The sequence below is a fragment of the Pseudomonas pisciculturae genome (assembly GCF_015461805.1).
Lineage (GTDB): Bacteria > Pseudomonadota > Gammaproteobacteria > Pseudomonadales > Pseudomonadaceae > Aquipseudomonas > Aquipseudomonas pisciculturae.
Genome location: NZ_JACVZE010000007.1, coordinates 1 through 25,253, shown reverse-complemented (window position 1 = coordinate 25,253; position 25,253 = coordinate 1). Strand labels below are relative to the sequence as shown.

Annotated in this window: 27 protein-coding genes and 1 tRNA gene; 2 read left to right on the top strand and 26 right to left on the bottom strand. The window is 58.8% G+C overall.

Annotated features, from left to right (window positions below):
• Positions 1-15: 15 nt before the first annotated feature.
• The 19 genes from der to trmJ form a co-directional block, all read right to left on the bottom strand.
• Positions 16-1,485, bottom strand: a complete 1,470-nt coding sequence (gene der, locus ICY20_RS19200) for a ribosome biogenesis GTPase Der (RefSeq protein WP_159955294.1) — start codon at positions 1,483-1,485, stop codon at positions 16-18.
• 134 nt (positions 1,486-1,619) lie between these two features.
• A complete protein-coding gene (gene bamB / locus ICY20_RS19195; protein WP_159955292.1) occupies positions 1,620-2,771 on the bottom strand; it encodes an outer membrane protein assembly factor BamB in 1,152 nt (383 codons plus the stop codon).
• Complete coding sequence (locus ICY20_RS19190; RefSeq protein WP_016977673.1) at positions 2,764-3,405, bottom strand: YfgM family protein; 642 nt, start codon at positions 3,403-3,405, stop codon at positions 2,764-2,766. Before ICY20_RS19190 ends, bamB begins: the two co-directional genes overlap by 8 nt.
• A gap of 41 nt (positions 3,406-3,446) precedes the next feature.
• Positions 3,447-4,736, bottom strand: a complete 1,290-nt coding sequence (hisS, locus tag ICY20_RS19185) for a histidine--tRNA ligase (RefSeq protein ID WP_017736817.1) — start codon at positions 4,734-4,736, stop codon at positions 3,447-3,449.
• Positions 4,737-4,759: 23 nt separating this feature from the next.
• Positions 4,760-5,869, bottom strand: a complete 1,110-nt coding sequence (ispG, locus tag ICY20_RS19180) for a flavodoxin-dependent (E)-4-hydroxy-3-methylbut-2-enyl-diphosphate synthase (protein ID WP_017736818.1) — start codon at positions 5,867-5,869, stop codon at positions 4,760-4,762.
• A gap of 2 nt (positions 5,870-5,871) precedes the next feature.
• Positions 5,872-6,852, bottom strand: a complete 981-nt coding sequence (locus ICY20_RS19175; protein WP_159955290.1) for a RodZ domain-containing protein — start codon at positions 6,850-6,852, stop codon at positions 5,872-5,874.
• Positions 6,852-7,610: a type IV pilus biogenesis/stability protein PilW gene (gene pilW / locus ICY20_RS19170; RefSeq protein WP_194938362.1), complete on the bottom strand. Its 759-nt coding sequence runs from the start codon at positions 7,608-7,610 to the stop codon at positions 6,852-6,854. The genes ICY20_RS19175 and pilW overlap by 1 nt, the downstream gene beginning before the upstream one ends.
• Positions 7,611-7,622: 12 nt before the next feature.
• A complete protein-coding gene (gene rlmN / locus ICY20_RS19165; protein WP_049711635.1) occupies positions 7,623-8,771 on the bottom strand; it encodes a 23S rRNA (adenine(2503)-C(2))-methyltransferase RlmN in 1,149 nt (382 codons plus the stop codon).
• A 29-nt stretch (positions 8,772-8,800) separates the two neighbouring features.
• A complete protein-coding gene (gene ndk, locus ICY20_RS19160) occupies positions 8,801-9,226 on the bottom strand; it encodes a nucleoside-diphosphate kinase (RefSeq protein ID WP_003175956.1) in 426 nt (141 codons plus the stop codon).
• A gap of 92 nt (positions 9,227-9,318) precedes the next feature.
• Positions 9,319-9,519: a Fe-S cluster assembly protein IscX gene (gene iscX / locus ICY20_RS19155; RefSeq protein ID WP_122489134.1), complete on the bottom strand. Its 201-nt coding sequence runs from the start codon at positions 9,517-9,519 to the stop codon at positions 9,319-9,321.
• Between the two features lie 14 nt (positions 9,520-9,533).
• Positions 9,534-9,875 (bottom strand): ISC system 2Fe-2S type ferredoxin, encoded by a 342-nt coding sequence (gene fdx / locus ICY20_RS19150; protein WP_017736823.1) that lies wholly within the window; start codon positions 9,873-9,875, stop codon positions 9,534-9,536.
• Between the two features lie 3 nt (positions 9,876-9,878).
• Positions 9,879-11,741 carry a Fe-S protein assembly chaperone HscA gene (gene hscA, locus ICY20_RS19145; protein ID WP_159955286.1) on the bottom strand — a complete coding sequence of 621 codons (1,863 nt, stop codon included), beginning with the start codon at positions 11,739-11,741 and terminating at the stop codon, positions 9,879-9,881.
• Positions 11,742-11,794: 53 nt separating this feature from the next.
• The gene (gene hscB / locus ICY20_RS19140; protein ID WP_038848811.1) at positions 11,795-12,316 is read right to left on the bottom strand and encodes a co-chaperone HscB; all 522 of its coding nucleotides are present in this window, start codon (positions 12,314-12,316) and stop codon (positions 11,795-11,797) included.
• Between the two features lie 8 nt (positions 12,317-12,324).
• Positions 12,325-12,648, bottom strand: coding sequence for an iron-sulfur cluster assembly protein IscA (iscA, locus tag ICY20_RS19135; protein ID WP_003209680.1), 324 nt, complete (start codon positions 12,646-12,648; stop codon positions 12,325-12,327).
• Between the two features lie 28 nt (positions 12,649-12,676).
• On the bottom strand, positions 12,677-13,063 hold the full coding sequence (gene iscU / locus ICY20_RS19130) for a Fe-S cluster assembly scaffold IscU (protein WP_028617851.1): 387 nt from the start codon (positions 13,061-13,063) through the stop codon (positions 12,677-12,679).
• Between the two features lie 99 nt (positions 13,064-13,162).
• Positions 13,163-14,377, bottom strand: a complete 1,215-nt coding sequence (locus tag ICY20_RS19125; RefSeq protein ID WP_159955282.1) for an IscS subfamily cysteine desulfurase — start codon at positions 14,375-14,377, stop codon at positions 13,163-13,165.
• A gap of 50 nt (positions 14,378-14,427) precedes the next feature.
• Positions 14,428-14,919, bottom strand: a complete 492-nt coding sequence (gene iscR / locus ICY20_RS19120) for a Fe-S cluster assembly transcriptional regulator IscR (protein WP_003194020.1) — start codon at positions 14,917-14,919, stop codon at positions 14,428-14,430.
• A gap of 313 nt (positions 14,920-15,232) precedes the next feature.
• Positions 15,233-16,015 (bottom strand): serine O-acetyltransferase, encoded by a 783-nt coding sequence (cysE, locus tag ICY20_RS19115; RefSeq protein WP_159955280.1) that lies wholly within the window; start codon positions 16,013-16,015, stop codon positions 15,233-15,235.
• A 2-nt stretch (positions 16,016-16,017) separates the two neighbouring features.
• Complete coding sequence (gene trmJ, locus ICY20_RS19110; RefSeq protein WP_159955278.1) at positions 16,018-16,788, bottom strand: tRNA (cytosine(32)/uridine(32)-2'-O)-methyltransferase TrmJ; 771 nt, start codon at positions 16,786-16,788, stop codon at positions 16,018-16,020.
• Positions 16,789-16,933: 145 nt separating this feature from the next.
• On the opposite strand from trmJ, the gene suhB reads away from it, so the two are divergent.
• Positions 16,934-17,749, top strand: a complete 816-nt coding sequence (gene suhB / locus ICY20_RS19105) for a type III secretion system regulator SuhB (protein WP_003175971.1) — start codon at positions 16,934-16,936, stop codon at positions 17,747-17,749.
• Positions 17,750-17,953: 204 nt separating this feature from the next.
• Here suhB and ICY20_RS19100 read toward each other — a convergent pair whose 3' ends face one another.
• From ICY20_RS19100 to queA, 6 genes are all read right to left on the bottom strand, one after another.
• Positions 17,954-18,496 (bottom strand): glycine zipper 2TM domain-containing protein, encoded by a 543-nt coding sequence (locus tag ICY20_RS19100; RefSeq protein ID WP_003175972.1) that lies wholly within the window; start codon positions 18,494-18,496, stop codon positions 17,954-17,956.
• 123 nt (positions 18,497-18,619) lie between these two features.
• The gene (secF, locus tag ICY20_RS19095) at positions 18,620-19,534 is read right to left on the bottom strand and encodes a protein translocase subunit SecF (protein ID WP_159955276.1); all 915 of its coding nucleotides are present in this window, start codon (positions 19,532-19,534) and stop codon (positions 18,620-18,622) included.
• Positions 19,535-19,543: 9 nt separating this feature from the next.
• Positions 19,544-21,412 carry a protein translocase subunit SecD gene (gene secD / locus ICY20_RS19090; protein WP_122489142.1) on the bottom strand — a complete coding sequence of 623 codons (1,869 nt, stop codon included), beginning with the start codon at positions 21,410-21,412 and terminating at the stop codon, positions 19,544-19,546.
• Positions 21,413-21,474: 62 nt separating this feature from the next.
• Positions 21,475-21,813, bottom strand: coding sequence for a preprotein translocase subunit YajC (yajC, locus tag ICY20_RS19085; protein ID WP_003175975.1), 339 nt, complete (start codon positions 21,811-21,813; stop codon positions 21,475-21,477).
• Between the two features lie 43 nt (positions 21,814-21,856).
• Positions 21,857-22,972, bottom strand: a complete 1,116-nt coding sequence (gene tgt / locus ICY20_RS19080) for a tRNA guanosine(34) transglycosylase Tgt (RefSeq protein ID WP_162303237.1) — start codon at positions 22,970-22,972, stop codon at positions 21,857-21,859.
• Positions 22,973-22,977: 5 nt separating this feature from the next.
• Positions 22,978-24,027 carry a tRNA preQ1(34) S-adenosylmethionine ribosyltransferase-isomerase QueA gene (gene queA / locus ICY20_RS19075; protein WP_159955274.1) on the bottom strand — a complete coding sequence of 350 codons (1,050 nt, stop codon included), beginning with the start codon at positions 24,025-24,027 and terminating at the stop codon, positions 22,978-22,980.
• Between the two features lie 108 nt (positions 24,028-24,135).
• Between queA and ICY20_RS19070 the strand changes: the two genes are divergently transcribed.
• Positions 24,136-24,220, top strand: a tRNA-Leu gene (locus tag ICY20_RS19070).
• 258 nt (positions 24,221-24,478) lie between these two features.
• Here ICY20_RS19070 and ICY20_RS19065 read toward each other — a convergent pair.
• Complete coding sequence (locus ICY20_RS19065; protein WP_194938361.1) at positions 24,479-25,030, bottom strand: AAA family ATPase; 552 nt, start codon at positions 25,028-25,030, stop codon at positions 24,479-24,481.
• Between the last annotated feature and the right edge of the window lie 223 nt (positions 25,031-25,253).

The window sequence follows — 25,253 nt, the reverse complement described above, 5'->3', positions numbered from 1 at the left end:
AACATGAAGCTGCCGTTACTTCTTGTCACGGCGCTTCTTGTCGGCCTTCTTGTGGTGAGTCATCAAACGACGCTTCTTGTTCACCTGACGGTCAGTCAGTGTGTTCTTGTTGCCTTCGTATGGGTTGTCACCACCCTTGAACTCGATACGGATCGGCGTACCGACCAGTTTCAAGACACGGCGGTAGGTGTTTTCCAGGTAACGCACGTAGGACTTTGGCACCTTCTCGATCTGGTTACCGTGGATCACGATAATCGGCGGGTTGGCACCACCCAAGTGGGCGTAACGCAGTTTGATCCGGCGGTTGTTGACCATCGGCGGCGCGTGCTCGCCAACGGCGTCTTCCAGGATCTGGGTGAGACGGTTGGTCGGCCAGCGAGTGACCGCAGACTTGAACGAGTTCTGTACGGATGCGTAGAGGTTACCCACGCCGGTACCGTGCAGTGCCGAAATAAAGTGGATATCGGCGAACTCGACGAAGAACAGGCGACGCTGCAGCTCGATCTTGACGAAATCGCGCTCGCTCGGCGTCATGCCGTCCCACTTGTTGATCGCGATCACCAGGGCGCGACCGGCTTCCAGGGCAAAACCCAGCAAGTTCAGGTCGTGGTCCACCACGCCTTCGCGGGCGTCCATCACAAAGATCACCACGTTGGCGTCTTTGATCGCTTGCAGGGTTTTGACCACCGAGAACTTTTCAACTTCCTCGTGGATCTTGCCGCGCTTGCGCACACCGGCGGTGTCGATCAGCGTGTACTTCTCGTCGTTACGCTCGAACGGGATGTAGATGCTGTCGCGGGTGGTGCCGGGCTGGTCATAGACGATTACGCGGTCTTCACCGAGCATGCGGTTGACCAGCGTGGACTTGCCCACGTTAGGGCGGCCGATGATGGCGATCTTGATACCGTCTTTTTCGCTTGGGCCAGGAATGCGTTTGGCTTCCTCACCTTCGGCAACGATCTCTTCTTCGCCCTCTTCTTCCTCGGCGTCATCCTTAGGGAAATCGCGCAGGGCGATTTCCAGCATCTGGGTGATACCACGACCGTGGGCACCGGCGACCGGGATCGCGTCGCCCAGGCCCATCGGGCTGAATTCGGCACGGGCCGCTTCAGGGTCGATGTTGTCGATCTTGTTGGCGATCAGATAAGAACGCTTGTTGCGCTTGCGCAGGTGCTCGCCAATCATCTGGTCGGCAGCGGTGTAGCCCGCGCGGGCGTCCACGAGGAACAACACAACATCGGCTTCTTCAATGGCGAGCAGCGACTGCTCGGCCATTTTTTCGTCCATGCCATGTTCGTCACCGGAGATACCACCGGTGTCGACAATAATGTAGGAGCGCCCTTGCCACTTTGCCTCACCGTATTGGCGATCACGGGTCAGACCGGACAAGTCGCCGACAATGGCGTCGCGAGTCCTGGTCAGGCGGTTGAACAAGGTGGACTTGCCGACGTTAGGTCGGCCCACCAGGGCGATTACGGGAACCATGCGGCTCTCCACTTCGTTATTTCAGAAAATACAAAAGCCGCTGCAGGGCAGCGGCTGGTGCTCGGGGCAGCATAATCAAATGCCGCATGCCCCGCCGAAGCGGGGCCGCCTGGGTGTTACCCCAAGCATAGTTCTTACTTGATGGTCAGGGCTTCCAGCTTGCCGCTGTTGCCAAACACATAAAGCATGTTACCCACGACCAGCGGACGAGCACGCAGGCCGTCGCTGTCGATACGCTCGCGACCGACAAAGCGACCGTCTACCTGGCTCAGCAGGTGCAGGTAGCCTTCAAAGTCGCCGACCGCTACATAGCTGGAGAATACTTCCGGTGCCGACAGCTGACGGCGGGCCAGGGAGTCGTTGCTCCACAGTGCAGTGGTGGAACGCTCGTCGACACTTTCAACGGTGCCGGACGCCAGGCTTACGTAGACGCTGCCAAACCCTTGGGCGACACCGGCGTAGCTGGAAGCATCACGCTGCCAGTTGACGCGGCCGGTCTGCAGGTCAAGCGCCGCAACACGGCCCTGGTAGGTGGCGACGTAGAGGGTTTCACCCGACAGCAACAGGCCACCGTCGATGTCCACTACGCGATCCAGCTCGGAACGACCTTGCGGGATAGCCACACGGGTTTCCCAGGCCGGCACGCCGTTCTGGGTATCAAGGGCGACCACTTTACCGGTCGACAGGCCCGCAACGGCCAGATTGTTGGTCACAACCGGACCACTGGTACCGCGCAAGGTCAGCACCGCTGGGGTGCTGTCGTACAACCAACGCTGTTCGCCGGTGCTGGCGTCGAGGCCGATCACGCGGTCGTCCTGGGTTTGCACCACGACGATATCGCCGTTGGTGGCAGGCGGTGCGAGCACTTCACTGGTCACGCGAGCGCGCCATTTCTCTTCACCGGTGCTGGAGTCCAAGGCAACGACTTCGCCTTTCAGCGTACCGAGCATGACCATGCCGTAACCCACGCCTACCGCGCCGGATACTGGCAAATCCAGATCCTTGGTCCACTTGACGTCGCCGTTCATGCGGTCCATGGACGTCACCACGCCGGTCACGTCAGCGGCGACAATGTTGTCACCGTCGATAGCCGGTACCAACATGTTGTAGGTGTCGCCCTGACCGTCACCGATGGAGCGGCTCCACTGCTTTTGCAGGACCACTTCTTCCTTGAAGCTGGTCAGCTCCGCAGGCGGCAGTTCTTTCTTGCTGTTGCTGCTGCAACCCGCGGCCAGAACGGCCAGAGCCAGCAATGCTGCATGTTTCCAACGGATCACGTCACGCATCCCCTTTGGCCAAGTCGTCCAGCTTGATTTGTAAGCCACCGACCGCCGCTTCATCAGACAGCGCCGCCTTGGCTTTTTGGTACGCAGCATTGGCTTCGTCGGTACGACCCAATTGGACCAACAGGTCGCCCTTGAGCTCTTCGCGAGTGGCTACAAATGCCTTGTCAGCATCGCCGTCGAGCAGTTTGAGTGCTTCGTCAGCCTTGTTCTGTGCCGCCAGTACCTGAGCCAGGCGCTGACGTGCGATTTCACCCAGGGTTGGGTTGGTCGGTTTGTCGGCGATGGCTTTGAGCTCTGCAGCCGCATCATCCAGCTTGCCGGTGTCGACCGCGACTTTCGCGACGAACAGGCTGCCGTATTGGGCGTAGGTGCTACCGCCAAATTCGTTCTTCAGCTTGCCGGCCAGGTCTGCAACTTGTGCAGGGTCGGGCTTGCCGTCCGGCGTCAACGTGGTTTCCAGCAATTGCTGATAGAGGATCGAGGCGCCTTGGGACTGGTTGGCCTGATACTTGGTCCAGGCTTGCCAGCCGAACACCACCACTAAAGCCAGCAGGCCGCCAGTAACCAGGGGCTTGCCGTTACGCTGCCACCAGTCCTTGAACTCGGCCAGTTGATCATCATCAGAACTCGACACCCCAATACTCCTTAATCGCTAAATTCGGCTGTTCGACAGCTTCAACCCTGCACGACGCAGGTGGCCAAGTGCGCAGCGAGCGCATCAAAGGCAATGTTCTGTTGCTCGCCCTGGCCACGCAGGGGTTTGAAACCTATCACTTGCTGGGCCAGTTCGTCATCGCCCAGGATCAGTGCATACAGCGCACCGCTCTTGTCGGCCTTCTTGAACTGGCTCTTGAAGCTGCCGGCGCCGGCATTGACTTGCAGGCGCAGGTTCGGCAACTGGTCGCGCACTTTTTCGCTCAGGGCCAGGGCTGCCAGCTCGGCGGCCTCGCCAAAGGCGCACAGGTACACGTCCACCTGACGGGAGATTTCTTCAGGGACTTTCTCCAGGGTTTCGAGCAGCAGGATCAGCCGCTCAATGCCCATGGCGAAGCCCACACCGGTAGTCGGCTTGCCGCCCATCTGCTCGACCAGGCCGTCATAACGGCCACCGGCACACACGGTGCCTTGGGCGCCAAGTTTGTCGGTGACCCACTCGAAGACGGTCTTGCTGTAGTAATCGAGGCCACGCACCAGCTTGGTGTTGATCACGAACGGAATACCAGCCGCATCCAACCGAGCCTTGAGGCCTTCGAAGTGAATGCGCGACTCGTCGTCCAGGTAGTCGGCCATTTTTGGCGCATCGACCAGTACGGCTTGGGTGTCGGCGTTCTTGGTGTCCAGCACGCGCAACGGGTTGGTTTTCAGACGGCGCTGGCTGTCTTCGTCCAACTTGTCCAGGTGAGCCGACAGGTACTCGACCAGGGCCACTTTGTAGCGGCCGCGGGATTCACTGGTGCCCAGGCTGTTGAGCTCAAGCTTGACCGCATCGCGGATGCCCAGCAGGCCCCACAGGCGCCAGGTCAGCACGATCAGCTCGGCGTCGATATCCGGGCCGTCGATGTTGAATACTTCGAGGCCGATCTGGTGGAACTGGCGATAACGGCCTTTCTGCGGGCGCTCGTGGCGGAACATCGGGCCGATGTACCACAATTTCTGCGGCTGGCCAGCACCGGTCAGACCATGCTCAAGCACAGCGCGCACGCACGCGGCGGTGCCTTCCGGACGCAGGGTCAGGGAGTCGCCGTTGCGGTCTTCAAAGGTGTACATCTCTTTTTCGACGATGTCGGTCACTTCACCGATGGAGCGCTTGAACAGCTCGGTGAACTCGACGATCGGCATGCGGATCTGCTTGTAACCGTAGTTATCCAGCAGGCGCGCGACGGTGCTTTCGAAGTAGCGCCACAGCGGCGTCTGCTCCGGCAGGATGTCGTTCATGCCACGAATGGCTTGCAGAGACTTGCTCACATCAAATCCTTAAATTCGTTCAATCAGCCGCGCGCGATCAGCGCTGCGTCAGCTGCGACCTTTTCGGCCGCTTTCTGGCGGATCAGTCTTTCGAGCTCATCCACCAGATTGTCATTCGTTAACTTCTGAGCCGGCTTGCCGTCGATGTAGATCAGGTTCGGCGTACCGCCTGTGAGACCCACATGGGCTTCTTTGGCTTCGCCCGGCCCGTTGACCACACACCCGATCACCGCAACATCCAGTGGCACCAGCAGGTCTTCGAGGCGCAATTCCAGATCGTTCATGGTTTTCACCACGTCGAAGTTCTGCCGCGAGCAGCTCGGGCAGGCAATGAAATTGATACCACGGGAACGCAAACGCAGGGATTTGAGGATGTCGTAACCGACCTTCACTTCCTCTACGGGGTCTGCCGCCAGGGAGATGCGAATAGTATCGCCGATCCCTTCGGCGAGCAGCATACCGAGACCCACCGCAGATTTCACTGTGCCTGAGCGTAAACCGCCCGCTTCAGTGATACCCAGGTGCAGCGGCTGCACGATTTCCTTGGCCAGCAGGCGGTAGGCTTCTACCGCCATAAACACGTCGGAAGCCTTTACGCTGACCTTGAAGTCCTGGAAATTCAGGCGTTCAAGGTGTTCAACGTGGCGCAGTGCCGACTCGACCAACGCCGCCGGAGTAGGCTCGCCGTATTTCTTTTGCAGGTCTTTTTCCAGGGAACCGGCGTTGACGCCGATGCGGATTGGAATACCGCGATCACGGGCAGCATCGACCACAGCGCGCACACGGTCTTCACGGCCGATGTTGCCCGGGTTGATGCGCAGGCAATCCACACCCAGTTCGGCCACGCGCAAGGCGATCTTGTAGTCGAAGTGAATGTCGGCAACCAACGGCACCTTGACCAGTTGCTTGATACGGCCGAAGGCTTCGGCAGCGTCCATGTCGGGTACGGAAACCCGCACGATGTCTACGCCAGCGGCTTCCAGACGGTTGATCTGCGCAACGGTGGCGGCCACATCGTTGGTGTCGCTGTTGGTCATGCTCTGCACTGCGATGGGGGCGTCGCCACCCACAGGCACGGAGCCGACCCAGATTTTGCGCGATACGCGACGTTTGATTGGAGATTCGCCGTGCATGACTATTGTCCCAACTTCAGGCGAGCGGTTTCGCCAGTGGTGAACGGCGCCACGTCTACAGGCTGGCCGTTGTAGGCCACTTGCGCGCCACGGGCAAAGCCCAGACGCAGCGTCAAAGGAGGCTTGCCGCCCTGGTCGAGCGAATCGCCCTTACGCTTAAGGCCGCTGAACAGCACTTTGCCGTTGCCGTCGGTGACTTGCGTCCAGCAGTCGGCGACGAAGGTGATCTGTACACGGCCATCACCGGCGATCAACGCTGGGGTGGTGGGCGGCGAAATGGCAGGCGCAGCCGGGGCGGCAGGCGCTGGAGCGACTGGGGTTTGCGCGGGCGCGGCCGGAGTGTGGGCCGGGGCAACCGAGGTTGCAGGAGCGGCAGGCGCAGCGGCAGTCGCGGTTGGAGCGGTTTCGGGCACTGGCTGCTCGGTTGCAAGCGGCGCTTCAGGAGCGGCCTGGCCTTCAGCAACAGCCTGATCTTCCGGCTCGTCCAACGGGTGAATCTGGGTGGTGCCGTCGGCGCTTTCGACTTCGACGTGCTCCATGGCGTTGCTGGTCAGGTCCTTGGTGCGCTGGGAAGTCTGGTCTTGCCACCAGACAAAACCGCCGCCGATCACGGCGATGAGCAGCAGCAGGCTGACAATACGCAAAATCGTGTGGGAAACCCGCACAGGTTCTTCGATACGCCCTAGGCCATGAACGTTACTGCCCTGGGAATCGGTACCGGTGAACTGGTCGAATTCCTGGACCAGCACGGCCTGGTCGATGCCCAGCAACTTGGCATAGGCGCGGATATAACCGCGGGCAAAGGTATGCCCAGGCAGCTTGTCGAATGCGCCGGCTTCCAGATTACCCAGGGAGGTGGTGGTCAAATTGAGCTTGAGGGCCACTTCCGCCAGAGACCAACCATTGCTTTCGCGGGCCTGGCGCAAGGTGTCGCCTGGGTTTACGCGATTAGCTGCTACAACTTCCGGGTGCGCCGCTTTCATCATTGCTCCGACAGGTATTGCTGATATTCCGGCGTACCGGGATAGAGTCGTTCGAGTTGCTGGCCAAAACGTGCGGCCGTGTCGCGTTCTTCATGAACCGTCGCCAGGCGCACACCGAGCAATAGACTACGTGCATTTTGCCCGCTGAGCAGGCTAAAACGCTCGTAATAGTCACGTGCCGGCACATAATGCCTGTCATCAAAGGATAACTCAGCCATTTCGAGCAATGCCCGAGGCTGGCGACTGTTCAAATGCAGGGCTTTTTCCAGCTGCTGGCGGGCGCTGTCGCGCTGCCCGAGGCGTATCGAGGTCACCCCAAGGTTCTCGAATACACGGGAACGCTCAGGATAGAGGGTATCGGTGCTGGCTTGCTGGAAATAAAGGGCGGCCTGCTCATACCGATTTTGCGCAAACAGGAAGCTACCGTAATTGTTTAGCAACCGTGGGTCAGCAGGTCGGGCAGCCAACGCTTTCTGGAAATACTGGTCAGCCAGTTCAGGCTCGGCCTGAGCCTGGAACACCAGCGCCAGTGCGGCGTTCGCGTCAGCGTCGTTGCTATCCAGTTCAAGAGCCTTTTTCAACGGCACCTTGGCCTGCTCGTTCATACCTTGGCGCAAGTAACCCAAGCCCAACTGCACATAGGCAGCTCGCGCCTCATCACGGCCTTTACCGGTTTGCAAAGGGCTGTCATAGCCCGATGAAACACAACCTGCCGCGAGGGCGGTAACAAGTAAAAGCAGCGCAAGGCGCAAGGGCATAGAGATCCTCTCTCAGATTCGATTCACAGCGATAAGCGGCAAATCGTCGGCGGCGTTCAGTTCGCGCCCGGCGATATATCGTTCGCTGCGGCGGGTACGGTCCATTACCTGCCCTACCAATTGGCCACAGGCGGCATCGATGTCTTCACCACGGGTGGTGCGGACAGTGACGTTGTAGCCGGCCTGATGCAGTTGATCCTGGAAACGGCGAATAGCGTTGTTGCTCGGCCGCTCGTAGCCAGAATGCGGAAACGGGTTGAACGGGATCAGGTTGATCTTGCACGGGGTGTTCTTGAGCAACTCGATCATTTCTACCGCGTGTTCGACCTTGTCGTTGATGTCCTTGAGCATGGTGTACTCAATGGTCAATACGCGTTTCTCACCCAAGGTCGCCATATAACGCTGGCAGGATTCGAGCAGCATCTTAAGCGGATATTTCTTGTTGATCGGCACCAATTGGTTACGCAATGCGTCATTGGGTGCGTGCAGCGACAACGCCAGGGAGACGTCGATGTGCTTGGCCAGCTCATCGATCATCGGTACCACGCCGGAGGTCGACAGGGTCACGCGGCGCTTGGAAATGCCGTAGCCCAGGTCGTCCATCATCAGGTGCATGGCCGCGATGACGTTGTCGAAGTTCAGCAGCGGCTCACCCATGCCCATCATCACCACGTTGGTGATGGCACGGTCGACGGTTGCCGGGACGCTGCCAAAGGATTTGTTGGCAATCCACACCTGGCCGATGACTTCGGCGGCGGTGAGGTTGCTATTGAAGCCTTGCTTGCCGGTGGAGCAGAAACTGCAGTCCAGGGCACAGCCTGCCTGGGACGAAACGCACAATGTGCCACGTTTGCCCTGGGGAATGTACACGGTCTCGACGCAGCTGCCGGATGCCACGCGCACCACCCACTTACGGGTGCCGTCGGTGGAGATGTCCTCGCTGACCACTTCGGGGCCACGGACCTCAGCAATGGCCTTGAGCTTGTCGCGCAAGGCCTTGCTGACGTTCGTCATGGCGTCGAAATCGTCGACGCCAAAGTGGTGAATCCATTTCATTACCTGACCGGCACGGAAACGCTTCTCCCCGATTGAGTCGAAGAATTTCTCCATTTCCGGCTGGGTCAGACCCAGCAGGTTGGTTTTAACAGTCGATGTAGTCATGGATTCACCCTCACTCTTTAAGCCAATGCTTAGCGAGCGGTTACTTCAGTAGCAGCGAAAAAGTACGAGATTTCGCGAGCAGCGGCAGCTTCGGAGTCCGAGCCGTGTACAGCGTTGGCGTCGATGGATTCAGCGAAGTCAGCACGGATGGTGCCGGCAGCGGCTTCTTTAGGGTTGGTAGCGCCCATCAGCTCACGGTTCAGAGCGATAGCGTTTTCGCCTTCCAGAACCTGAACAACAACAGGACCGGAGATCATGAAGGCAACCAGGTCGCCGAAGAAGCCACGAGCGCTGTGCTCAGCGTAGAAGCCTTCGGCTTCAGCTTTGGACAGTTGCTTGAGTTTCGAAGCTACAACCTTCAGGCCGGCTTTTTCGAAACGAGTGGTGATCTCGCCAATGACGTTTTTTGCAACAGCGTCAGGCTTGATGATGGAGAAAGTACGTTGAACAGCCATGGTGTAACTCCAGAAACGGTAATTTACGAAAAATTAAACCCGCGAATTATACGCGGGTTATTGGGTATTGCCTAACTGCGTAAAAAGGCGGCTCAGTCTGCTTCTTCGATCCACAGGCCTTGAATCGCCTCCAGGACCTTTTCGCCACCCCGATCCGGGATGTCGTCGAAGTCCGGCAGCTCCAGCACCAGATTGCGCAACTTAACGAAGTTGACCGTCAGAGGATTGACCTCAGGATGGGCTTCAGCAAGTTGTATAGCGATTTCTTGTACATCAACCCATTTCAGGCTCATGACATTTCCTTGAATCAATGCGGCGCTTCGGCTGCATGGTTGAGGGAATACTTCGGAATTTCGACGGTGATGTCTTCCGTCCCGACCTTTGCCTGACAGCTTAGGCGCGAATGCGCTTCCAGGCCCCAGGCACGGTCAAGAAAGTCCTCTTCCAGCTCGTCGGCTTCTTCCAGGGTGTTGAAACCCTCACGGATGATGCAGTGACAGGTGGTGCAGGCGCAGACACCGCCGCAGGCACTTTCGATCTCGATGTGGTTGTCATGGGCAACTTCGAGGATGGACTTGCCGGTCTCAGCCTCAACAACCATACCGTCCGGGCAATGCTCGGCGTGTGGCAGAAAAATGACCTGCGGCATTAATTATTCCTCGATTTCATTCAGGTTGCGTCCCGCCAGGGCGGCTTTCACCGTCTGGTCCATACGGCGGGCGGCAAAGGCGTCAGTCACTTGCGACAGGCGCTTGGTCTGTTGCTCGATGGCGTAACCATCGGTGCCTTTCATCAGTTCGGCCAGCTCCTGCATTTGCAGGTCGATGACCATGCGCTCTTCAGCGTCCAGCAGGCGCTCGCCGTCGACCTCAAGGGCGCCCTGCACCGCTTCGAGCAGGCGCTGGGCATCGACTTGCTGCTCACGCAAGACGCGGGCGACTTTATCGTCACCGGCGTACTGGAACGAGTCCTTGAGCATCTTGGCGATCTCGCCGTCGGTGAGACCGTAGGACGGCTTGACCTGGATGCTGGCTTCAACGCCCGAGGCCAACTCACGCGCCGCAACGCTGAGCAGCCCGTCGGCATCCACCTGGAAGGTCACGCGAATCTTCGCGGCGCCAGCAACCATCGCCGGAATGCCGCGCAATTCGAAGCGCGCCAGGGAGCGGCAGTCGCTGATCAGCTCGCGCTCGCCTTGCAGCACATGAATCATCATGGCCGTCTGGCCGTCTTTGTAAGTGGTGAAGTCCTGGGCGCGGGCGACGGGGATGGTGGTGTTACGCGGAATCACCTTCTCCATCAGGCCGCCCATGGTTTCCAGGCCCAGGGACAACGGAATCACATCGAGCAGCAACAGTTCGCCGCCATCACGCTTGTTGCCAGCCAGGGTATCGGCCTGGATTGCGGCACCAATGGCGACCACCTGATCCGGGTCGATTTCAGTCAGGGGCTCACGGCCAAAGGCTTCGGCGACGGCTTCGCGAACACGCGGCACGCGAGTCGAACCACCCACCATGACCACTGCACCCACGTCTTCCAGTTCGATACCGGAATCACGCACGGCACGACGGCAAGCCTTAAGGCTGCGGGCGACCATCGGCTCGATCAACGCATCGAAGGCTTCACGGGTCAGCTGGGCCGACCAGTCGCCGTGGGACACTTCAACGGATGCCGCATCAGTCAGTGCTTCTTTGGCGGCGCAAGCGGTTTGCAGCAGACTGCGCTGCGCACCTGGGTCCAGGTCGGCAGATAAGCCGGCGCTGCTGATGATCCAGCCAGCGATGGCGTGGTCGAAGTCGTCGCCGCCCAGGGCGCTGTCGCCACCGGTGGCCAGCACCTCAAACACGCCGCCGGTCAGGCGCAGGATCGAAATATCAAAGGTACCGCCGCCCAGGTCGTAAATCGCGACCAGGCCTTCGGCATGTTGGTCCAAACCATAGGCCACGGCCGCAGCAGTCGGCTCGTTGAGCAGGCGCAACACATTGAGGCCGGCGAGTTTTGCCGCGTCCTTGGTGGCTTGGCGCTGAGCGTCATCGAAATAGGCCGGAACGGTGATCACTGCACCCACCAGTTCGCCGCCCAGGGTTTTTTCTGCGCGCTGGCGCAGCACCTTGAGAATATCGGCCGACACTTCCACCGGGCTTTTCGGCCCCTGGACAGTGTCGATGAACGGCATATGGGATTCGCCACCGACGAAGCGGTATGGCAACTGGTCGCCCAATTGCTTGACGTCGGACAGACCACGACCCATCAAGCGCTTGACCGACAGCACGGTATTCAAGGGGTCGGTAGACGCCGCCAGCTTGGCCGACTCACCGACTTCGGTGCGATCAGCGTGGTAACGCACAGCGGACGGCAGGATCACCTGGCCATCGGCGTCGGGCAGCGGCTCGGACAGGCCGCTGCGCAAGGCAGCAACCAGGGAATTGGTGGTGCCCAGGTCAATCCCGACCGCCAGGCGACGCTGGTGCGGTTGAGGGCTTTGGCCGGGTTCGGCGATTTGCAGTAGGGCCATGGTAATCAGGTCTTATCTGTCTATCAGGCGTGCATCACGGGCAGCACACTGGGTTAATCGTCGAGGCGCTCTTCTAGCTGGCGCACTTCGTAGGTGAGCTTGTCGAGGAACTGCATGCGCCGCATCAGGCGTTCGGCCTGTTCGCGTTGCGCTGCGTCATCCCAACAGGCTGCGAAGCTTTCGTTCAGTTCATCCTGGGCCGTTTTCAGACGACGCTTGAAGACCGCGACGCCGGCCAGATCAGCCTCGTCCTGCAAGTCTTCGAGCTCTTCGCGCCACTGCATCTGCTGCATCAGGAAGTCCGGATCGTGCACCGTGACTTCCAGCGGCAGCTCACCACCGTTCATCGCGAGCAGATAACGCGCGCGCTTGGGCGGATTCTTGAGGGTCTGATAGGCCTCGTTGAGGCTGGCCGATTTTTCCAGCGCCACGCGTTGCTCGCGCTCGGAAGCGTCAGCAAAGCGGTCTGGATGCACCCCACGCGCCAATTCTCGGTAGCGCGTGGCAAGCTGCTCAAGGTCCAGCCGAAAACTCGGCTGCAGCTCGAATAAAGCGAAATGACAAGGAGTACCCACGAATAGCCTCAGATGTTGAAGCTTTCGCCGCAGCCACACTCACCGCGTACGTTGGGGTTGTTGAACTTGAAGCCTTCGTTCAACCCTTCCTTGACGAAATCGAGTTCGGTGCCGTCCAGGTAGGTCAGGCTCTTAGGGTCGATGATCACTTTCTCGCCGTGACTTTCGAACACCTGGTCTTCCTCAACCACCTCGTCGACAAACTCCAGCACGTAGGCAAGGCCGGAACAGCCCGTGGTGCGAACACCCAGACGAATCCCCTCACCTTTACCGCGCCCATTCAGGGAGCGGCGAATGTGTTGCGCAGCCGCTTCTGTCATGCTGATAGCCATCGTTGACTCCTTACTCGTCGCCAAATGCTTAGATCAAGCCTTTCTTCTGCTTGTAGTCGCGAACGGCCGCCTTGATGGCGTCTTCTGCGAGCACGGAGCAGTGGATTTTCACTGGCGGCAGCGCCAGTTCTTCGGCCAGCTGGGTGTTGCTGATAGTCACAGCCTCATCCAGGGTCTTGCCTTTCATCCATTCGGTCGCCAGGGAGCTGGAGGCGATGGCCGAGCCGCAACCGTAGGTCTTGAATTTGGCGTCTTCGATAACGCCAGCGTCGTTGACCTTGATCTGCAGGCGCATCACATCGCCGCACGCCGGGGCGCCGACCATGCCGGTGCCGACGTCTGGGTCTTCCGCGTCCATCTTGCCGACGTTACGCGGGTTTTCGTAGTGGTCGATGACCTTTTCGCTGTAAGCCATGGTACTGAATCCTCACTCATCAGGGCCGCTCTGGAACCCTGTAAAAACGCCTGCGTTTTCCGCCACGTTTCTACAGAGCTTGGGTGGCGGCTTCTTTGTTTAGTGTGCCGCCCACTCGATCTTGGAAATGTCAACACCGTCTTTGAACATGTCCCACAGTGGCGACAGGACGCGCAACTTGTTGACGGCTTCGCAGACTTTTTGCGCGGCGTAGTCGACTTGCTCTTCGGTGGTGAAACGGCCGAACGTAAAGCGGATCGAGCTGTGTGCCAGTTCGTCGTTGCGGCCCAGGGCGCGCAGTACGTACGAAGGCTCAAGGGACGCCGAGGTGCAGGCCGAACCGGACGAAACCGCCAGGTCCTTGAGCGCCATGATCAGCGACTCGCCTTCAACGTAGTTGAAGCTCAAATTCAGGTTGTGCGGTACACGGGCGGTCATGCTGCCGTTGATGTACAGCTCTTCAAGGTTCTCAACCTGCTTGTAGAAGCGGTCGCTCAGAGCCTTGATGCGAATGTTTTCGGCAGCCATGTCTTCCTTGGCTACGCGGAAGGCTTCGCCCATGCCAACGATCTGGTGGGTCGCCAGGGTGCCCGAACGCATGCCGCGCTCGTGACCGCCGCCGTGCATGGTGGCTTCGATACGCACGCGCGGCTTGCGGCTTACGTACAGGGCGCCGATGCCTTTAGGGCCGTAGGTCTTGTGGGCAGAGAACGACATCAGGTCGACTTTCAGCTTCGACAGGTCGATATCGACCTTGCCGGTAGACTGAGCAGCGTCGACGTGCAGCAGAATGCCCTTCGAACGAGTCAGCTCGCCGATGGCCGCGATGTCGTTGATGGTGCCGATTTCGTTGTTCACGTGGATCACGGAAACCAGGATGGTGTCTTCACGCAGCGCGGCTTCGATCATGGCCGGGGTGACGATACCGTCAGTGGTGGGCTCAAGGTAGGTAACCTCAAAACCTTCACGCTCCAGTTGGCGCATGGTGTCAAGGACAGCCTTGTGCTCAATCTTGGTGGTGATCAGGTGCTTGCCTTTGGTCGCATAGAAATGCGCCGCGCCCTTGATTGCCAGGTTGTCGGACTCGGTAGCACCGGAAGTCCAGACGATTTCGCGCGGGTCGGCGTTAACCAGGTCGGCAACTTGGCGACGAGCGTTCTCGACCGCTTCCTCGGCTTTCCAGCCGAAGACGTGGGAACGGGAGGCCGGGTTGCCGAAGTTTCCGTCAACCAGCAGGCATTCGCTCATCTTTTGCGCGACACGCGGATCAACCGGGGTGGTCGCTGAGTAATCAAGGTAAATCGGCAATTTCATGGACTTTCTCCTAAATCAGGCTGGCTGGCGTGCCGTTAGCTCTGCGGCTGTCACTCGACGGCGGACGCTTCAATCTTGTCCAGACGCGGCGCCTTGGTGTTGCAACGGCGCTGGTCCTGACGCTGGGCTACTTCTTGCACCTCACGGCGAGTCACAAGATCGGCCAAGCTGATACCACTCAAAAACTCATGGATCTGCAGGCTCAGATCGCACCACAAATGGTGCGTCAGGCAGGTGTCGCCGGCATGGCAATCACCCAGGCCCTGGCATTTGGTAGCGTCGACGGATTCGTTGACCGCATCGATCACCTGGGCAACCTGGATGCCCTGCATGTCGCGGGACAACTGATAGCCACCGCCTGGCCCACGCACACTGGAGACCAGGTTGCTACGGCGCAATTTGGCGAACAGTTGCTCGAGATAGGACAGGGAAATGCCTTGGCGCTCGGAGATATCGGCCAGGGACACCGGCCCAGTTTGCGCGTGCAAGGCCAAGTCGAGCATGGCAGTCACCGCGTATCGGCCTTTTGTAGTCAGTCTCATGGACAATTACCAAGGTGTTTCAGAATGTGGGCAAGTATGCGATTCCCGACTGTTTAAGTCAACTATAAGACCTAGTGCTTTAGTCGGGATTACCCGTAGAAAGGGCGCAGAATCATAGCAGGATGGGGCGGGATCGAACAGCGGGAACAGGACTGGATTGGGCTTGCAGGACCAGCGGAGATCAAATGTGGGAGCTGGCTTGCCTGCGATAGCGGTATGCCAGCCACCTATTGGGTTGCTGACCCACCGCTATCGCAGCGATGCGGCGACCCGACAAGCCAGCTCCCACAGGACCATGCATCAGCCTTTGGAACTAGCCCGCCTTGGTAGCCGCCTCGTCCTTGATCTCAGCGAAGTCTTCTTCGCGCAACTCAGGCAGATCTTTCGCACAGTAAGGACTGCCCAGGTCCTTCAGCGCGCCGCACATCCCTTCCAGCTTGCCGTCCACCGCCTGTAGATGGTCAAGCAATTGACCGATAGCGCGCGCCACCGGGTCGGGCATGTCTTCACTGACGCCATAGGCATCAAAGCCGATTTTTTCGGCCATGGCCTTGCGCTTGGCTTCCTGCTCGTCGCCGACTTCCGGCTTGACGATGATTCGGCCGGGAATACCCACTACGGTCGCACCGGGCGGTACAGCCTTGGTCACCACGGCATTGGAGCCAACCTTGGCGCCTGCACCCACAGTGAACGGGCCGAGCACCTTGGCGCCAGCCCCTACCACCACACCGTCTTCCAGCGTTGGGTGGCGCTTGCCTTTGTTCCAACTGGTGCCCCCCAAGGTCACGCCTTGATACAGGGTCACGTCATCGCCAATTTCAGCCGTCTCGCCAATAACGATGCCCATGCCATGATCGATAAAGAATCGACGACCCACCTTGGCACCGGGATGAATCTCGATCCCAGTCATCCAGCGACCAAAGTTCGACACCAGCCGAGCCAGCCACTTCCAACCCATACCCCACAGGGCACCGGATAGGCGGTGAATCCAGATCGCATGCATACCCGGGTAGCAGGTCAGCACTTCAAAGGCGTTGCGCGCCGCCGGGTCACGGTGGAAAACACTCTGGATATCTTCTCGCAAACGCTCGAACATTTTTAATCCTTCCGCTTAAGAAGCTCGCCACGGGCCGCTTTTTGGGTTTCCGTGAGGATGCCACGCAATATATTCATTTCTGCCCGGCTGACCGAGCTGCGCCCGTACAAGCGACGCAGGCGCGCCATCAAGTGCCGTGGTTTTTCAGGGTCGAGGAATTCGATGGCCACCAGGGTTTGCTCCAGGTGCTCATAGAACCGCTCCAGCTCGTCCATAGTGGCCAACTCGCCACTTTTGGTCGAAGCAACTTCATCCTTTTCCACTTTGCTCGGCTGACCTTCAGCGGCCAGCCAGGCCATACGCACTTCGTAAGTCAGCACCTGCACCGCTGCCCCGAGGTTCAGCGAGCTGAATTCAGGGTCTGATGGAATGTGCACGTGGTAATGACATCGCTGCAGCTCTTCGTTGGTGAGGCCGGAGTCTTCACGACCGAACACCAAAGCGATTTCAGCGCCGCCTGCCGCTTCTTCCACCACTTTGGTGCCGCACTCACGCGGGTCCAGCAGCGGCCAAGGGATACGGCGGTCGCGCGCACTGGTGCCCAGCACCAGATTGCAGCCGACCAAGGCGTCTTCCAATGTGGCGACGACCTGGGCTTTTTCGAGGATGTCATTGGCGCCGGACGCGCGAGCATCAGCCTCGTGGTGCGGAAACACACGCGGCTCGACCAGCACCAGGCGCGTCAGGCCCATGTTTTTCATGGCTCGCGCCACCCCGCCGATATTGCCGGGATGACTGGTATTGACCAAGACGACACGAATGTTTTGCAGCACGGGAGGCGCTCTCGGACACGGGAAAGGGGAGCAAATCTTACAGAACCGCCTAAGGTTATGCCATGAAAGCTAACGTCGTCCTTCACCTGAAGAAAGTTTCTGCTAGAATGCTCGGCTTTCTTTAACAACCTTAGGTGACACATCCATGCAGCCCATGCTGAATATCGCGCTGCGCGCCGCCCGCAGCGCCAGTGAATTGATCTTCCGCTCCATCGAGCGCCTGGATACCATCAAGGTCGACGAAAAAGACGCCAAGGATTACGTATCCGAGGTGGACCGCGCCGCCGAACAGAAAATCATCGACGCGCTGCGCAAGGCCTACCCTACCCACGGCATCCTCGGTGAAGAAACCGGCTTGCACAAAGGTAGCGGCGAAGGCGAAGACTACCTGTGGATCATCGACCCACTGGACGGCACCACCAACTTCCTGCGCGGTATCCCGCATTTTGCCGTGAGCATCGCGTGCAAATACCGTGGCCGCCTGGAACACGCGGTCGTACTCGACCCGGTTCGCCAGGAAGAATTCACCGCCAGCCGTGGGCGTGGCGCCCAACTGAACGGTCGTCGCCTGCGCGTCAGCGGTCGCACCAGCCTGGACGGCGCCCTGCTGGGCACTGGCTTTCCGTTCCGTGACGACCAGATGGACAACCTGGAAAACTACCTGGGCATGTTCCGCGCCCTGGTTGGCCAGACCGCTGGCATCCGTCGCGCTGGCGCAGCCAGCCTGGACCTGGCTTATGTTGCTGCTGGTCGTTTCGATGCATTCTGGGAGTCGGGCCTGTCCGAATGGGACATGGCTGCAGGCGCATTGCTGATTCAAGAAGCGGGCGGCCTGGTGAGCGACTTCACCGGTGGTCACGACTTCCTTGAGAAGGGGCATGTGGTTGCTGGTAACACCAAATGCTTCAAGGCAGTGCTGACGGCGATCCAGCCGCACCTGCCGGCTTCGCTGAAGCGTTAAGCGAGCGAGCACAAAAAAGCACCCTTCGGGGTGCTTTTTTTTGCCTGGAATTTGGCGTTGGCCGAGAGACCAGCAACACCATCAATCAAATGTGGGAGGGGGCTTGCTCCCGATTGCACGGTGTCAGTCAGCAGATATATAGACTGACTCGCCGCTATCGGGAGCAAGCCCCCTCCCACATTCTGATCTACGCCAGGCCTGGGATTACTGCTGGTTTTGACCCAGGATCAGGCGACCTTCTTTGTCGACTGGAATCTGGCCACCTGGATCGCGATCCATGCGTACCGAACCTTCCTTGCCATCCAGGTTGTAACGCACGTCATAACCCACGACCTTGTCGCTGATGTCATTGACGGTATTACAACGAGTCTGAGTCGTGGTGTAGGTATCGCGGTTCTGCATACCTTCCTGAACCTTGTTACCCGCATAACCCCCACCAACCGCACCGGCCACGGTGGCCAGCTTCTTACCGTTACCACCACCAATCTGGTTACCCAGCAAGCCACCCGCCAGGGCACCTACAACAGTACCGGCGATTTGATGCTGATCCTGCACCGGGCGCTGCCGGGTGACTGCGACGTCCTTGCAGACCTCGCGTGGGGTTTTAATCTGGGTTTTCACCGGCTGCACAGCCAGCACTTGCGCATACTCAGGGCCGCTTTTCACCAGGCTGTAGGTGGCAACAGCACCCCCGGCAGTGACACCGACAGCACCCAATACCGCACCAACCAGCAACGACTTGTTCACGTGAACCTCCTGACCATCACATGCGAACCGAAACGTTCGCGCTATACCCAGCCTTGGAGCAAAAAAAAAGGCACGAGTTCAATACTCGTGCCTTTCTTGTAACAGCAGATCAACAATCGCCCATCAAGGACGGTCGTCGACCTCCTTGCCAGTGCTGGCCGGAGGGATCAGGTCTTCGCTGTTGAGGTTCAGCCAGATCAGCACCACGTTGGCGATGTAGATCGACGAGTAGGTACCCGCCAGAACGCCAATGAACAGCGCCAGGGAGAAGCCCCACAGGTTGTCGCCACCGAAGATCATCAGCGCAGCAATCGCCAGCAAGGTGGAGATCGACGTCGCCATGGTCCGCAGCAGGGTCTGGGTGGTGGAGATGTTGATGTTCTCGATCAACGAGGCCTTACGCAGTACACGGAAGTTCTCACGAACCCGGTCGAATACCACGATGGTGTCGTTAAGGGAGTAACCAATGATCGCCAGTACGGCCGCCAGTACGGTCAGGTCGAAGGTAATCTGGAAATACGCCAGGATACCCACGGTCACGATCACGTCGTGGATCAGCGACACAATGGCGCCGACACCGAACTTCCACTGAAAGCGGAAAGCCAGGTAGATCATGATGCCGACCAGAGCCATCAGCATGCCGAGGCCGCCCTGATCGCGCAGCTCTTCACCCACTTGTGGGCCCACGAACTCGACACGCTTGACCGACGCCGGGTTGTCGCCGCCGACCTTCTGCAAGGCCTCGGCTACCTGGTGACCCAGTTGCGGGTCTTCACCGGGCATACGTACCAGCAGGTCGGTGGTCGCACCAAAGCTCTGCACGACGGCTTCGTGATAGCCAGCCTTGACCAGCTCGTTGCGCACCAGGGTAACGTCGGCGGGCTTCTCGTAGGTCAGCTCGATGAGCGTACCGCCGGTGAAGTCCAGACCGTAGTTCAAACCCTTATGGAACCAGCTGAACAACGCCAGAACGGTAAGGAGCACAGTGACGCCGAACGCAATGTTGCGAACGCCCATGAAGTTGATTGTACGTAACATGGCAGCCCCTTAAATCCACAACTTCTTGAAGTCACGCCCGCCATAGATCAGGTTGACCATTGCGCGGGTCACCATGATGGCCGTGAACATCGAGGTAAAGATACCGAGGGACATGGTCACCGCAAAACCCTTGACCGGGCCGGTGCCCATGGCAAAGAGAATCCCACCGACCAGCAACGTGGTCAGGTTGGAGTCGAGAATCGCGGTGAATGCCCGGCCGAAGCCTTCGTTGATTGCACGCTGCACGGTCATGCCGTTGGCGATCTCTTCACGAATCCGCGAGAAGATCAGCACGTTGGCGTCTACCGCCATACCCATGGTGAGTACGATACCGGCGATGCCTGGCAGGGTCAGTGTAGCGCCCAGCAAAGACATCAGGGCCAGCAGCATGACCATGTTGCCCGCCAGGGCTACGGTGGCAATGACGCCAAAGAAGCGGTAGATGGCGATGATGAACAGGGACACGAACAGCATGCCCCACAACGCCGCGTCGACACCCTTGGTGATGTTGTCAGCACCCAGGCTCGGGCCGATGGTACGTTCTTCAGCGAAGTACATCGGCGCAGCCAGGCCACCAGCACGCAGCAGCAGGGCCAGCTCGGAAGATTCGCCCTGGCCGTTCAGGCCAGTGATACGGAACTGAGCACCCAGCGGCGACTGGATAGTCGCCAGGCTGATGATCTTTTTCTCTTCCTTGAAGGTCTGCACCGGCACGTCTTTCTCGACGCCGTTGACGATCTGCTTGGTGTAGGTGGTCACCGGGCGCTGCTCGATGAAGATCACCGCCATGCTGCGACCGACGTTGCTGCGCGTAGCGCGGCTCATCAGTTCGCCGCCGTGGCCATCCAGGCGGATGTTCACTTCAGGAGTACCGTGCTCGCCGAAGCCAGCCTTGGCGTCCGTTACCTGGTCACCGGTGATGATCAAGCCACGCTCGATCAACGCAGGAGGACGGTTGCCTTCGCGGAACTCAAACTCTTCGGAAGTAGCACGGGTAGCACCCGGCTCGGCCGCGAGGCGGAATTCCAGGTTGGCGGTCTTGCCCAGGATACGCTTGGCTTCAGCGGTGTCCTGTACGCCTGGCAGCTCAACCACGATGCGGTTGGCACCCTGGCGCTGAACGATTGGCTCGGCTACACCCAGCTCGTTGACGCGGTTACGTACCGTGGTCAAGTTCTGCTTGATGGAGTACTCGCGGATTTCCGCGATCTTGGCCGGGCTCATTGCCAGGCGCAGTACAGCCTGACCATTCAGGTCAGCCGGCACGATGTCGAAATCGTTGAAGTTCTTGCGGATCAGCGCACGGGCCTGTTCGCGGGAAGCCTCATCAGAGAAGCCCAGCTGGATGGCACCGTTGAGCTGCGGCAGGCTGCGATAACGCAACTTCTCTTTGCGCAGCAGGCTCTTCACGTCGCCTTCGTAGACTTTCAAGCGTGCATCCAGCGCCTTGTCCATGTCCACTTCCAACAGGAAGTGCACACCACCGGACAAGTCCAGACCCAGCTTCATCGGGTGCGCGCCAATGCTGCGCAACCATTGTGGCGTGGTCTGTGCCAGGTTGAGCGCGACTACGTAGTCATCACCCATGACTTTGCGCACAACGTCTTTTGCCGGCAATTGGTCTTCTTGCTTGGTCAGGCGCAACAAACCGCCCTTCGCATCAGCTGCCAATGTTGCCGCTTTAACCTGGATACCTGCGTCGGTGAGCGCTTTGCTCGCGCGTTCCAGATCAGCCTGATTGACCTGCAGCGAAGTGCTGGCGCCAGTGATCTGGATCGCAGGGTCATCAGGATAGAGATTGGGAGCGGAATAAATAAAACCGATCGCCAGCACCGCCAGGATCAGTACGTATTTCCACAGAGGGTATTTGTTCAGCATCACGCCGCCCGCTTATAACGCGGGGCGCCTTGCGCGCCCCGTCGATTGGTAAAGGTTGGAACTTAGATCGCTTTGAGCGTGCCTTTTGGCAGCGTGGCGGCGATGGCGCCTTTCTGGAACTTCATTTCTACGGTGTCGGAGACTTCCAGTACCACGAAAGCATCGGAGACCTTGGTGATCTTGCCAGCGATGCCGCCAGTGGTCACAACTTCGTCACCTTTCTGCAGGCTGCCCAGCAGGTTTTTCTGCTCTTTGGCGCGCTTGGCCTGTGGACGCCAGATCATCAGGTAGAAGATGACCAGGAAGCCGACCAGGAAAATCCACTCGAAACCACCGCCCATAGGACCGGCAGCAGCAGGCGCAGCGGCGTCAGCCATGGCGTTAGAGATAAAAAAGCTCATTTAGCACTCCAGTTGCAAATAGTGAATCTTAGGGTCGGAAAACTCAGTCCAAGGGCGGCACAGGAAGCCCGCGCTTGGCATAGAAGGCATCGACGAAGGCGGCCAATGTACCCTGTTGAATAGCCTCGCGCAAACCAGCCATCAGGACTTGGTAGTGACGCAAATTGTGGATGGTATTCAACATGCTACCCAGCATTTCCCCACACTTGTCCAGATGGTGCAGATAAGCACGGGAGAAGTTCTGGCAGGTGTAGCAATCACAGGTGGGATCCAGCGGCGAATCATCATGGCGATGGAACGCGTTACGGATCTTCAGCACGCCTGTATCGATGAACAGATGCCCATTGCGGGCATTACGGGTTGGCATCACGCAATCGAACATGTCCACACCGCGGCGCACACCCTCTACGAGATCTTCCGGTTTGCCAACGCCCATAAGGTAACGAGGTTTTTCAGCGGGCATCAGACCTGGCAGATAATCCAGCACTTTGATCATCTCGTGCTTGGGCTCGCCTACCGACAAACCGCCGATGGCCAGGCCGTCAAAGCCGATTTTATCGAGGCCTTCGAGCGAGCGCTTGCGCAGGCTTTCATGCATACCGCCCTGGACGATGCCGAACAGCGCGGCAGTATTGTCGCCATGCGCATTCTTCGAACGCTGAGCCCAACGTAACGACAGCTCCATGGAGATACGAGCCACGTCCTCATCAGCCGGATAAGGCGTGCACTCGTCGAAGATCATCACGATGTCGGAGCCCAGGTCGCGCTGGACCTGCATCGACTCTTCCGGGCCCATGAATACCTTGGAACCGTCCACAGGCGAGGCGAAGGTCACGCCCTCTTCCTTGATCTTGCGCATGGCGCCCAGGCTGAATACCTGGAAGCCACCAGAGTCAGTGAGAATCGGGCCTTGCCACTTCATGAAGTCATGCAGGTCGCCATGTTTCTTGATCACTTCCGTGCCTGGGCGCAGCCACAGGTGGAAGGTATTGCCCAGGATAATCTCGGCACCGGTGGCGACGATATCGCGTGGCAGCATGCCTTTGACGGTGCCGTAGGTACCGACCGGCATGAATGCCGGAGTCTCCACGGTGCCGCGCGGGAAAGTCAGGCGGCCACGGCGGGCCTTGCCGTCAGTGGCGAGCAGTTCAAACGACATACGACTCATAAGGTTTCCTCTGGGCCGCGTGGCGCCGGATTACGGGTGATGAACATCGCATCACCGTAGCTGAAAAAACGGTACTCGTTAGCGATGGCGGCTTGGTAAGCGGCCATGGTTTCCGGGTAACCGGCAAATGCCGAAACCAGCATCAACAGCGTGGATTCGGGCAAATGGAAATTGGTCACCAGGCAATCGACCACATGGAAAGGTCGGCCTGGGAAGATGAAGATATCGGTATCACCACTGAAGGGCTTGAGCACGCCATCACGCGCCGCACTCTCCAGCGAGCGCACGCTGGTGGTTCCCACGGCCACTACTCGACCGCCACGGGTCTTACAGGCGGCGACAGCGTCGACGACTTCCTGGCTGACTTCCAACCACTCACTGTGCATGTGGTGGTCTTCGATGTTATCCACACGCACCGGCTGAAACGTGCCGGCCCCCACGTGCAGGGTCACATAGGCGGTCTCGACGCCTTTGGCAGCAATTGCATCCAGCAGCGGCTGGTCGAAATGCAGCCCGGCAGTCGGCGCGGCAACGGCACCGAGGCGCTGGGAGTAAACCGTCTGATAGCGCTCGCGGTCCGAGTCTTCGTCGGGGCGGTCGATATAGGGCGGCAACGGCATATGGCCGACACGCTCCAATAGCGGCAACACCTCTTCGGCGAACTCGAGCTCGAACAGCGCGTCATGGCGAGCGAGCATTTGAGCTTCACCACCACCATCGATGAGGATCTTCGATCCCGATTTCGGCGACTTACTGGAGCGTACGTGGGCCAGCACGCGATGGCTGTCCAGCACCCGCTCCACCAGAATTTCCAGCTTGCCGCCGGACGCTTTCTGGCCAAACAGGCGCGCAGGAATCACTCGAGTATTGTTGAACACCATCAGATCGCCAGGGCGTAAATGCTCAAGCAAATCAGTGAATTGACGGTGTGCGAGGGCACCGCTCACCCCGTCCAGGGTCAGCAGTCGACTTGCGCGACGCTCGGCCAAAGGGTGGCGAGCGATCAGCGAATCAGGGAGTTCAAAAGTAAAGTCAGCAACGCGCATGATGGAGTTCGTCTAGCAGGGCCGGGAAGTCTAGCGGAAATAGTGAAAATAGACCATGAAAGGTGATTGACCAACGGTAATCTCATCTCTATACTTCGCCGCCATTGAGCCCTGATGGCGGAATTGGTAGACGCGGCGGATTCAAAATCCGTTTTCGAAAGGAGTGGGAGTTCGAGTCTCCCTCGGGGCACCATCTTAAAGAAAGACCTTGATTATCAAGGTCTTTTTTTTTCGCCTACAGAAAAGTGCCTCGCTGGCTAGATTCCCCTTCCCGCATCAACATAATCTAGAAGTCTTCTACGATTACCCCCTCCGGCAAGATTACGTTTCTGCTGGCGATTCGAGGCTGTAACGCTGCCTGGCGCATCAGCCTAGGCGATGCTCGTCAAACGCGCCACAGGGGCCCTGTGAGAGGCGCAGTGGCTAGTTGAATATATGCGCGGAGGTTGTGTCAGAGATGGTGTTTTTGCAGCATCTCTGCGCCAGGCAATTTCTCGATGCTCTCCAGAAACAGCTTAGCTTGGTGATTGGAGCGCAGGCAGACGACACGGCACGTCGATGGGGCCGATGCCACGAGCCTTTTCATCTTGGTACGCGCCGATTTCCGAGTCGCCCACATGAAGCGGAAAAACTCCGGGAGATTCCCTAACCGCTCAGGACAGTTCTCAGGAAGGTCAGGCCGAGAGCGGCCTCTACAAATCAACGCCCTGAGAAGTACACGCCAGAATCGCAGCGGCCACGAACGATCAATCCATATCAAGAGATCGGCTCGGGCAATACGGCTGTCCCAAGTGACCGAATGCCCCCCTTCAAATATCCACCGATCACGCGCCTCAACCTCGCGACAGAGGCGCGTCTTCTCGTCCTTGCTTCGCTCGACCCAGCCAGACTGCCAGTGAATCGTGTCGATGTGGATGACTGGCAGCCCGGTACGCTTACCCATTTCCCGAGCGAGGGTAGTCTTTCCTGAACCTGGCTGGCCAACAATCATGACACGCTGCACGCCGTACCCCTTTGTATTGCATCGTCGAATAGCGTTGCCGGGCAAGGCCATGAGCTAGTGAACCGATACGATACACTTCACGACCAAGCCGCAATAACTTTTCTCGCGCCCAAAACAAAACCCCATCTGCTTTCGCAAATGGGGTTTCGGAATTTAATCTTGACGATGACCTACTCTCACATGGGGAAACCCCACACTACCATCGGCGATGCATCGTTTCACT